This is a genomic window from Vibrio sp. V19_P1S1T109 (assembly GCF_002241375.1).
Lineage (GTDB): Bacteria > Pseudomonadota > Gammaproteobacteria > Enterobacterales > Vibrionaceae > Vibrio > Vibrio anguillarum.
The window spans coordinates 1-10,865 of the sequence record NZ_NDIM01000315.1; the positions used below are offsets into that span (position 1 = coordinate 1).

7 protein-coding genes are annotated in these 10,865 nt (G+C 45.2%); all 7 read left to right on the forward strand.

Annotated elements, in window-relative coordinates:
• Positions 1–987 (forward strand): galactofuranose ABC transporter, galactofuranose-binding protein YtfQ (gene ytfQ, locus B9J87_RS15140; protein ID WP_303396267.1); only part of this gene is annotated, 987 nt, incomplete at its 5' end.
• A 120-nt stretch (positions 988–1,107) separates the two neighbouring features.
• Complete coding sequence (locus tag B9J87_RS15145; RefSeq protein ID WP_094147339.1) at positions 1,108–2,613, forward strand: sugar ABC transporter ATP-binding protein; 1,506 nt, start codon at positions 1,108–1,110, stop codon at positions 2,611–2,613.
• Positions 2,614–2,621: 8 nt separating this feature from the next.
• Positions 2,622–3,647, forward strand: a complete 1,026-nt coding sequence (gene ytfT, locus B9J87_RS15150) for a galactofuranose ABC transporter, ATP-binding protein YtfT (protein WP_199868234.1) — start codon at positions 2,622–2,624, stop codon at positions 3,645–3,647.
• Positions 3,640–4,626: a galactofuranose ABC transporter, permease protein YjfF gene (gene yjfF, locus B9J87_RS15155; RefSeq protein ID WP_094151551.1), complete on the forward strand. Its 987-nt coding sequence runs from the start codon at positions 3,640–3,642 to the stop codon at positions 4,624–4,626. The genes ytfT and yjfF overlap by 8 nt, the downstream gene beginning before the upstream one ends.
• Positions 4,627–4,805: 179 nt before the next feature.
• The gene (locus tag B9J87_RS15160) at positions 4,806–5,948 is read left to right on the forward strand and encodes an exonuclease SbcCD subunit D (RefSeq protein ID WP_029388470.1); all 1,143 of its coding nucleotides are present in this window, start codon (positions 4,806–4,808) and stop codon (positions 5,946–5,948) included.
• Entirely contained in the window at positions 5,948–8,989 is a 3,042-nt protein-coding gene (locus B9J87_RS15165) for an SbcC/MukB-like Walker B domain-containing protein (protein ID WP_094151553.1), read from the forward strand. The genes B9J87_RS15160 and B9J87_RS15165 overlap by 1 nt, the downstream gene beginning before the upstream one ends.
• Positions 8,990–9,143: 154 nt before the next feature.
• Positions 9,144–10,865, forward strand: a 1,722-nt coding sequence (locus B9J87_RS15170) for an ATP-binding response regulator (RefSeq protein ID WP_094151559.1), incomplete at its 3' end; no start/stop codon positions are given.

Consider the following 10,865-nt stretch of genomic DNA (forward strand, 5'->3'; position numbering starts at 1 on the left):
CTCTACAACAGTAATAAGGGACAAATTATGTTGAAACCATTAAAAATGGCCACTGTCATCAGCACAATTTTGATGTGTGGTGCAAGTTATGCGAACTCTCTCACCGTTGGATTCTCTCAAATTGGTTCTGAATCAGGTTGGCGGGCCGCCGAAACAAGTGTGGCAAAATCAGAGGCAGAGAAACGTGGCATCATACTGAAGATTTCCGATGCACAGCAAAAACAAGAGAACCAGATCAAGGCGGTTCGATCGTTTATCGCTCAAGGTGTTGACGCGATTTTTATCGCGCCCGTTGTGCAAACCGGCTGGGGACCAGTGCTGGAAGAAGCAAGAGAGGCCAAGATTCCGGTGTTTTTATTGGATAGAGGCATCACAGTGAACGACGATTCTCTCTACATGACATCGGTAGCCGCGGACAGTGTTCATGAAGGTGAAGTCGCTGGTAATTGGTTGAAAGAGGTACAAGCTGGAAAGCCATGTCATATCGTTGAACTGCAAGGAACGGTTGGAGCGAGTGTGGCCTTAGATCGTAAGCAGGGCTTTCTCAATGTAGTGAATAAGGCAGACAACCTAAAAATTATACGCACTCAATCGGGCGAGTTTACTCGCAGTAAAGGCAAAGAAGTGATGGAAAGCTTCATCAAGGCTGAAAGTAACGGTAAGAATATTTGTGCTGTCTACGCTCATAATGATGATATGGCGATCGGTGCTATTCAAGCTATCAAAGAAGCTGGGTTAAAACCAGGGGTAGATATTAAAATTGTCTCAATTGATGGTGTGCCAGATATATTTAAAGCGATGATGTCTGGTGAGTCGAATGCGTCAGTTGAATTAACACCTAATATGGCCGGCCCGGCTTTTGATGCATTACATGACTATCTAAATAATGGCACTCTGCCTCCTAAACATATTGTTACTGAGTCTAAATTGTTCCTGCCAGATAGTGCTAAAACCGAATTGGCACTCAAAAAAGATATGGGTTATTAATCACTGTTGTTTAATTTGAATTTGCCTTAAATAAAGTCTCATCATATTTCTCTATTATATAAAACATGTGTTGGGGAGTGTTGATGTAAGAAATATGGTGAGATGACTTGCGGTGCAATTATGTCATACAGTCAAGATGAACATGTATTATTGGATGCTAAAGGGATAACGAAAGAATTTCCTGGGGTTAGAGCATTATTTAATGTCGACTTTACATTGAGGCGTGGCGAGATCATGGCGTTGCTCGGTGAGAATGGTGCAGGGAAGTCAACGTTGGTCAAAACGTTAACTGGGGTCTACCAGCGCGATGAGGGGCAGATCTGCTTAGATGGAGAGATGATTTCGCCTCAAAGTACCGCACATGCACAAAATTTAGGTATCGGTACTGTGTACCAAGAAGTCAATTTGCTGCCCAACATGTCCATTGTTGATAACCTTTTTATTGGCCGTGAACTGAAGAAATACGGTCTTCTCGATCGTAGCAATATGGTGTTGCAAGCAAAGCAAATGATGAAAAGTTACGGCTTTGACATCGATGTGAGTTTGCCTCTGAACCAATATTCTGTTGCGATGCAGCAAATTGTTGCGATTGCTCGTGCTGTGTCGCTCTCAGCCAAGATCTTGATTCTTGATGAACCTACCGCCAGTTTGGATTCGCATGAAGTTGAAATGCTTTTTACCATTATGCGTCGGCTAAAAAGCCAAGGGATGGGGTTGGTTTTTATTACTCATTTTCTCGATCAAGTTTATCAAGTGAGTGATCGCATCACTGTTCTACGTAATGGTGAGCTGGTCGGGACCAAAATGACGGCTGAATTGAGTCAGATAGAACTAATCAAAATGATGCTTGGTCGCGATCTAGAGGACAATGCACTACACCGTGCGGGTAAAACGCGCTTAAGTGATAGCCCTTTGGTCAGTTTTGATAACTATGGCAAAAAAGGCACGATTGACCCGTTTTTCTTAGAAGTTCACCGAGGTGAAATTGTCGGGTTAGCGGGTCTGTTGGGTTCAGGACGTACGGAAATGGCACAAGTGATATTTGGCATTATTCCTACTGATGCTGGTTATTGCACTGTGGATGGTAAACCTGCAAAAGTTCGCTCTGCTCGGCAAGCATCATTAAATGGCTTTGGTTTTTGTCCTGAGGATCGAAAAACCGATGGCATTATCGCGTCAGCCTCTGTCCGTGAAAACATTATTTTGGCGCTGCAAGCTCAGCGTGGTTGGTTTAGCCCGCTCTCTAAACAAGAGCAAAAAGAGATTGCGCAGCGTTTCATTCGTCAGCTCGACATAAAAACGCCTACGGCTGAGCAGCCGATTCAGTTTCTTTCTGGGGGCAACCAGCAGAAGGTTTTGCTCGCTCGTTGGCTACTGACCAAACCGCAATTTTTGATCCTTGATGAGCCGACACGTGGTATCGACGTTGGTGCTCACGCAGAGATTATTCGATTAATTGAATCACTATGTGCAAATGGATTAGCAATGTTAGTCATTTCGTCAGAATTAGAAGAGTTAGTCGGCTATGCCGATCGCGTTATTGTACTGAAAGACCGAAAACAAGTCGCTGAGATCCCGACTGCTGATCTCTCCGTTCCTGCCATTATGAATGCCATTGCGATGTGAGGGTCAGTATGACGATGTCAGTTATCAAACCTGTCGATCAGGCAAATCGATGGAAAATAAAAATGCCGACAGGGTCGCCGCAGATTGTGGCGTTAGTGATTGTGCTACTGGTCAACGCGATTGTGGCCGATAACTTTTTTTCCATTAATATCCAAGATGGGCGGCTGTTTGGGAGCGTGATTGATATCCTCAATCGCTGTGCACCAGTGGCTTTACTTAGTATTGGAATGACGTTGGTGATCGCGACCGGAGGCATTGACCTTTCGGTAGGAGCGGTCATGGCGATCAGCGGTGCGACTTTGGCCAGCATGGCCGCTCACGGCACTTTTGGGGTACCGTTGATGCTGTTCTCTGCTGTTTGCGTTGGCGCACTTTGTGGCTTATGGAATGGATTTCTCGTTGCTATTTTCAAAATCCAACCCATAGTTGCCACTTTGATCTTAATGGTGGCTGGCCGCGGTATTGCACAGCTCATCACTGAAGGGCAGATCATCACCTTCAATAATGAAGCGCTATCGTGGATCGGCAGTGGCTCTTGGTTATTACTCCCGACACCAGTAATCATCACCATCGTCGCCGCACTCGGTATTTGGTTATTAACGAAAAAAAGTGCACTCGGTCTGTTTATTGAAGCGGTGGGCATTAATATTCGTGCGGCGAAAAATTCCGGTGTAAATACGCCGCTCGTTGTGATCAGTACTTATGTCATTAGCGGTATTATGGCCGCCATTGCAGGTATTATCGTTACGGCCGACATCCGTGGGGCAGACGCCAATAATGCGGGCTTATGGTTAGAGATGGACGCCATCTTAGCCGTCGTTATTGGCGGCACGTCGTTAATGGGTGGGCGTTTTAATCTGTTTTTAGCCATTGTGGGCACCCTCATTATTCAAGGTGTCAACACGGGTATTTTACTCTCAGGCTACCAACCGCAGTGGAACCTAATTGTGAAAGCAATTGTGGTGCTTGTCGTGCTAGTGATCCAGTCCCCTGCGTTAGTACAGTTTATCAAAGGGAGATCGCATCATGTTTAAACGGAACTTACCTTTAGTTATCACTATTATGGTGTTTGTGCTGGGTTATTTGGTTTGTTTATTTGAATACCCGACATTTCTCTCGACTCGTATCATTTGTAACATACTGACTGACAATGCTTTTTTGGGAATTATTGCCGTGGGTATGACTTTTGTTATCCTCTCCGGCGGAATTGATTTGTCGGTGGGATCAGTCATCGCATTCACTGGGGTGTTGTTAGCCAAGATGATTGGTGAATGGTACGTTGCACCAGCCATTGCTATTCCTGCTGTTTTAATGTTAGGCGCTCTATTTGGAGCGATGATGGGCTGGCTGATCCACACCCTGAAAATTCCAGCATTCATCATTACTCTTGCCGGAATGTTTTTCTTACGCGGTGCCAGTTTTTTAATGTCTGAGCAATCATTACCGATTGATCACCCCGTGTTTCATTCTTTGTCACGTATGTCATGGAAGGTGGTAGGGGGAGGCCGATTAAGTTTACTTGCTGTCATCATGTTAGTGGTGGTCGCCGCAGGCATGCTGATCGCTCACCGTACGCGTTTTGGCAATAATGTGTATGCGATTGGAGATAACACTACTTCTGCGGAGTTGATGGGTGTACCCGTGAAGCAAACGACGATCGGTATCTATACGTTATCGACCCTCATTGCGAGTATTGCTGGTGTCGTATTTTCTATCTACACATCTGCAGGTTATCCACTAGCCGCTGTTGGCGTTGAGTTGGATGCAATCGCTGCGGTTGTTATTGGCGGGACACTACTTTCAGGAGGGGTTGGAACTGTATTTGGCTCGATGTTTGGCGTGCTGATACAAGGACTTATCCAAACCTACATCACCTTCGATGGGTCGCTTAGCTCGTGGTGGACAAAAATTATCATTGGAATTTTATTGTTTAGTTTTATTGGGTTACAGCGTCTGCTGATTATTTTTACGAGCAAGCAGAGAGTTAAGGCGAACTTATCGGTACAGTCTTAGTGGAGCAGTATTAGGCCTTCCATTTTTTGTTGAAGGTCTAAGCATATTCCGCAACTAATATAAGTCGTTTCAGCCGTCAATTTTTTCGATGAAGTGGTGTTTTTCTCGATCTTACGTCGCTTTTCTTGGTTAATCGCGTATTATGAAGCACTTTGATTTTCGATATTTTTAGGGTTGGAATGAAGTTTCTTCACACCTCTGACTGGCATCTCGGTCGACAATTTCACAACGTTTCTTTATTGGATGATCAGCGCGCAGTACTCAATCAGTTGATTGAGTATCTGCAGTGTAATCGGGTGGATGCTTTAATCGTCGCCGGAGATATCTACGATCGTTCAGTTCCACCGACTGCAGCCATTGAATTGATGGATGATATAGTCAACCGGGTGTGCAACGAGCTTTCCATCCCCTTAATTATGATCCCCGGTAACCACGACGGGGCGAAGCGTTTAGGCTTTGCGGCCAAGCAGATGCAACACTCGGGCTTGCACATTATTAGCAATTTTGAACAGATGATGCAGCCTGTGGTGCTAAAATCAGCCACTGCTGGTGAAGTGGCATTTTATGGTATGCCTTATAACGACCCTGAAGTCGTTCGCCACCACTTTGGAGAGTCCGTAACCAGCCATGATGAAGCCCATCAATACCTTATTGAGAAGATTATATCGCAGTGGAATCCGTCACAACGTCACGTTATGATTGGCCACTGCTTTGTTGATGGCGCTATCGAATCTGACTCTGAACGTCCTTTGTCCATTGGCGGCTCTGATCGTGTCAGTCATCAACACTTTGTACCTTTTGATTATGTTGCGCTCGGCCATCTGCACCAACCGCAGAAAAAGGGGGAAGAGTATATCCGTTACTCTGGCTCTCTAATGAAATACAGCTTTTCAGAGCAGCACCACAAGAAAGGAGCGACCTTGGTTGAATTTGATGAACAAGGTTTTGCCAGCGCCACGCATGTGCCACTGACTGCTCCTCATAGCATGCGTATTATTGAAGGTGAGTTGCTGGAGATCATAGAGCAAGGCAAAACAGACCCACACAACCACGATTATCTGTTGGTTCGTCTTACCGACAAACACGCGATACTGGACCCGATGGAAAAACTGCGTCAATCCTACCCCAACGTACTGCATTTAGAAAAACCGGGCATGTTGGTGGGAGTTGATCAAGCAATGGGGCGTGCACGTTTGGCACGCGGTGAGGTGGATATGTTCCGCGATTTTTTCTTAGAAGCTAAGCAAGAAGCGTTAACCGCAGCGCAAGAGCAAGCGGTGATCGACGTCATTCAAGCACTAAAGCCGGGAGCCCAAGTCTAATGCGTCCAATACAATTGACTCTGCAAGCATTTGGCCCCTTTGCTCATAAAGAAGTGGTGGATTTTACCGCCTTGGGAGCCTCGCCGCTATTTTTGATTAATGGTCCAACCGGAGCGGGCAAAAGTTCACTGCTCGATGCCATTTGCTACGCTTTGTATGGTGAAACGACAGGCAGTGAGCGTACTGGTGATCAAATGCGCTGCGACTACGCGGACCCGCACACGCTCACCGAAATCAGCTACCAGTTTGAGCTTGGCGGGCGAATCTACCAAGTTGATCGCTCGCCCGACCAAGAAGTGCCGAAAAAACGCGGTGAAGGCTCAACAAAAAAATCCCATGCCGCGAGCTTGTTTGAATGGGTCGATGGTGAAATGAAATTGCTTGCTAACAAACCCAATCCCGTCGGTAAAGCCATGGTGGAATTGATCGGTTTAGATGTAAAACAGTTTCGCCAAGTGATGGTCATCCCCCAAGGGAAATTTCGTGAATTACTGACTGCCAACTCCAAAGAGCGGGAGCAAATCTTTGGTCAGTTGTTTCAAACTCACATTTATAGCCAAATTGAACGAGCGCTGTTTGAGAAAGCGGCGGGGATCCGCAAAGCGAAAGAAGAATTTGATCACCAAATTAAAGGCGCATTGGACGTCGTGAACGCAACTAGCGAGTCACACCTTGAAGCGTGCATTGCTGAGCTGTCACCCCAATTAACGGCCGCTCACGCAGCGTACCTAGATGCCCAGCAAAAGTTTGATGCAGCGAGTAGCGAGCAAAAGGCGGCGCAAACCCTTGCTAAACAATTTCAAGAGCAGCGTCAACTCGTGCAACTTAAAGCCGATCACGATGCACAATCGTCAGTCATCGATGCGGTAAAAGCTCAAAGGCATCAAGCCTTGCAAGCTACGCGCTTAGATTCACCCTATTACGAATTACAATCGTCACAACGTCAGTTAGAAGCGGCCAACCAAGTAAAAGTCGAAAAAGAACAAGCGCTTACACAGTCACAACAGCAGTGGCAACAAGCTAAAGCGGCTCAAGAAGACGCGGCAGAAAAAGTCAAAATAGTGCCGAATCTGATGCAACAAATTTATGACTTAAACCTAATCAAAACTAAGCTTGTTGAGCGAGAACATCATCAAAAAGCGCTGCAACAAGCCTTACGTGAAGTGGAGCTCGCGACGCAAAATCGCCACAACTTGCGCACCGCTGTTGAGCAGTTTGAGCAGCAAATTATGCTTAAGCGTCAAGAGTGCGAAAGAGTTAGCCAGCAGTTGGCTGAGTTAAAAGGCCAGCGCTTAGAGCTTGAAACCATCAAACAGCAGATTGATCGCTTATTAAAGCTGCAGCAGCTTGAACAGCGTTTAGCCACAGAGCAAGCTGCACTGAGCCATAGTCAGCAGCAGTTTGATTTGGCACAGCGCGCGACATTGGACGCGAAACAGCAAGCCGATAAATTAGAGCTGATTTGGCACACCAACCAAGCCGCCGAGCTGGCTCGAACCTTGGAGCAAGGCGACGAGTGCCCGGTGTGTGGCAGTTGCGATCATCCTAAATTAGCGCGTTATGCCGGAGAAACGGTGACTAAGGCGCAAGTGCAGCAGGCAAGAGCGATACAGCAAAACAAACTGGCCACAGAGCAAGAAACGCTAAAACAGCAACAGCAACGAGCGACCCAATACGCACGGCTTGAACAAGAGATGGCAAGTTTGAGGGAGTCATTATCTGGAAATACGCAAAGTTTAGTACAACTGCAGCAAGCTCAAAGCGATCTTGAACATTCCATTGCTCATCTTGAATCGCTCAATCCAGAGCAATTAGCTCAACAATTGGCAAAATTAGAACTGCAGTTAGCACAAGCTAAGCAAAATGCTGAAACGCAGCAGCATAAAGTCGAACAGGCCACCCTGACGGTTGCCAAAGAGCAGACCGAAGTTTCTGCCTTAAGCCAAGGGATCCCGGAGTCGTATCAAGACAGTTTGCATTTGAACGAATCTTTAACCCAGTTAGAGCTGCAATTGGCTAATCTCAACCGTTTAGATGCGGAAACCAAAGCGCGCTTCAATCAAGCGAACGCCGATTTTTCTGGTGCGAAAGCGGCGTTTGCGGCGGCGGTCGAACACCAGATACATTGGCAAAATGCGTTTACGCAGTCACAGCAGCAGTGGCACAGTGCGCTGATTGAGAGCCAGTTCGACGATACTGAGCACTATTTACAGGCACGTTTATCTTCACAGCAGATCGAGCAGCTTGAAAAGCAGATCAAACAATTTGACGAAAGAAGTACGACGTTAAACGCCCAGCTTCAAACATTAGCCAGTGAGCTGAGTGAAAAAAGTGAGCCCAATCTTGCTGAGTATGCAAGCGCGGTCGAGGCTGTAGCCATGTTACAGCAAAGCGCACTGGATCAATGGAGCACGTTACGGTCTAAAATGGATGCCTTAACCAGTGTGAAAGAAAAAATCGCTATTTTACATATAAAAAATGAAGCCTTAGAGCAAGAGTACCAAGTATTTGGGACTTTGAGCGATATCGCCAACGGCAAAACAGGCGCTAAAGTGAGTTTACACCGCTTTGTTCTTGGCGTGCTGTTAGATGATGTGCTGATCCAAGCCTCAATGAGGCTGCAGATCATGAGTAAGGGGCGTTACCTGCTCAAGCGTAAAGAAGATCGCGCCAAAGGTAATGTGGGTTCAGGGCTTGATCTGATGGTCGAAGATGGCTACACCGGAAAATGGCGAGATGTGGCGACCTTGTCTGGTGGTGAATCTTTTATGGCGGCGTTGTCATTAGCGCTGGGTTTATCGGATGTGGTGCAATCATACAGTGGCGGTATTAAACTGGATGCACTGTTCATCGATGAAGGTTTTGGCAGTTTAGATCCTGAGTCATTGGACTTGGCGATTCAAACCCTTGTCGACTTACAACAAGGAGGCCGAACGATCGGCATCATTTCTCACGTGAGCGAGCTGAAAGAGCAAATAGCCTTACGCATTGATGTCGATGTGGCGAGAAATAACGGCAGCTCAATAAGACTTGTTGCATAATGAATGGGAATGTGGTCTATCTTGTGCTAGTTATTAATAGGTATGGCGTGATGAGTGTAACTGACTTCGACGCTTTCAAAAAAACAGGTTATGCACAGTCAGGTTATGCACAATTATGATTATAAAAATGAATGTATCAGTTTGGTAAGGTTACATGGACGTAGTAAAAAAAATATACCAGTACGCTGAGCCGAACCTCACCCTTGTGGGATGGATGGGGTTCATTGGTTTTCCCCTTTATTATTACGTGTGGACTTATCTCTTTCCACAACCTTATGAAAGTATGGAGTTACGGGCGATTTGCGCCATTTTATTTGCGGGGATTATTTTTCGCAATTCAACGCCGAAACATTTACAGCACTACTTACCTTACTATTACTTGTTTTCAATAGGATTTTGTTTGCCATTCTTTTTTGGCTACATGATGCTGATGAACGATTGGTCAACGATCTGGGCGATGTCGTTCATGGCGTCTATTTTCCTCCATATCCTCTTAGTCCACGAAACAAAAGTCATGCTGATTCAAGCCGCCATTGCATTAGCATGTGCTTACTTTGTGACTTATGGCGTAATGGACGCGGAACTGCGAGTGATGGTGGAATGGCCGTACGTACCGATTTTTCTATTTACTTACATTTTTGGCAACCTGTTTTATTTTCGTAACCAAATTGAACATGAAGCGAAGGTGTCGATTGCCAAGTCTTTTGGCGCAGGGATTGCGCATGAAATGAGAAATCCATTAAGTGCGTTAAAAGCGTCAATTGAAGTAATGGGTTCAGTATTGCCCAATCCTACGGCATCCAAATCAGAATCTTATACGCTACCGTCTAAAGATTTAGAGCTGATTGCTGGGCTATTAAGAGATGCTGATGAAGTCATTCGCTCCGGTAATGAGACCATTGATTTGCTGTTAACCTCGATTGATCAAAATAGGGTCTCAACATCGACCTTTAAAAAGCATGCTGTAAAGCCTGTTATAGAAGAGGCACTGCGCAGTTTTTCTTATAAAAGACCAGAAGACAGGCAGGCAGTGACTCTTAAGGTGGTGGATGACTTTGATTTTTTAGGCAGCAGTACACTGTTAAAATACGTGCTCTACAATCTACTCAAGAATGCGTTCTACTATCAAAATAACGATATGTTTAATATCTATATCACCTTGAAATCAAGTGAGAATTGCCACCAAATTACAGTGAAAGACAATGGTGTTGGTATTGAACCTCATTTGCTGGACGATATTTTTAAAGACTTTTATACCTTCGGTAAAAATGGCAGCTATGGTCTGGGGTTACCCTTTTGCCGTAAAGTAATGCATGCTTTTGGAGGGGATATTATCTGCCGTTCTGAACTTGGAGAGTGGACGGAGTTTACTTTAACGTTTCCCGAGTATGATTCGCAAGCCGTCGCTAATATTAAACTCGATCTAATGAAGGCGAAATCTCTGCTTTATATTGGCAAAACGAGCATAGTGAATCGTTATCTCAGTGAGAAATCGTTCTATCTTGGTTTCCAGCTTAATGTCTTAGAGCCTGAGAGTGCTTTGCGTCGAGAAGAGTTTGAATTTGAGTTTGATCTGATCTTTGTGGATCTGCAAACGTTGGATGAAACGCCGGATTACTTAACCAAACTGGAACCTAAACTGCATTTTACACAAGCAAAAGTTTGCTATTTATATGACCAAAATCAGCGTTACGCGCTGACGATGGAGCGTCATTTAACCATTTACCCAATTGAAAAGCACAAATTGTTATTGGATGGATCGGCGATTATTGATGAACTACTCTTTGAAACGGAAGAGCTTATTGCCGATAAAAATGTTATCCCATTAAAACAATATGATTATGAAAAACGAATTTTGTTGGTCGATGATAACCAC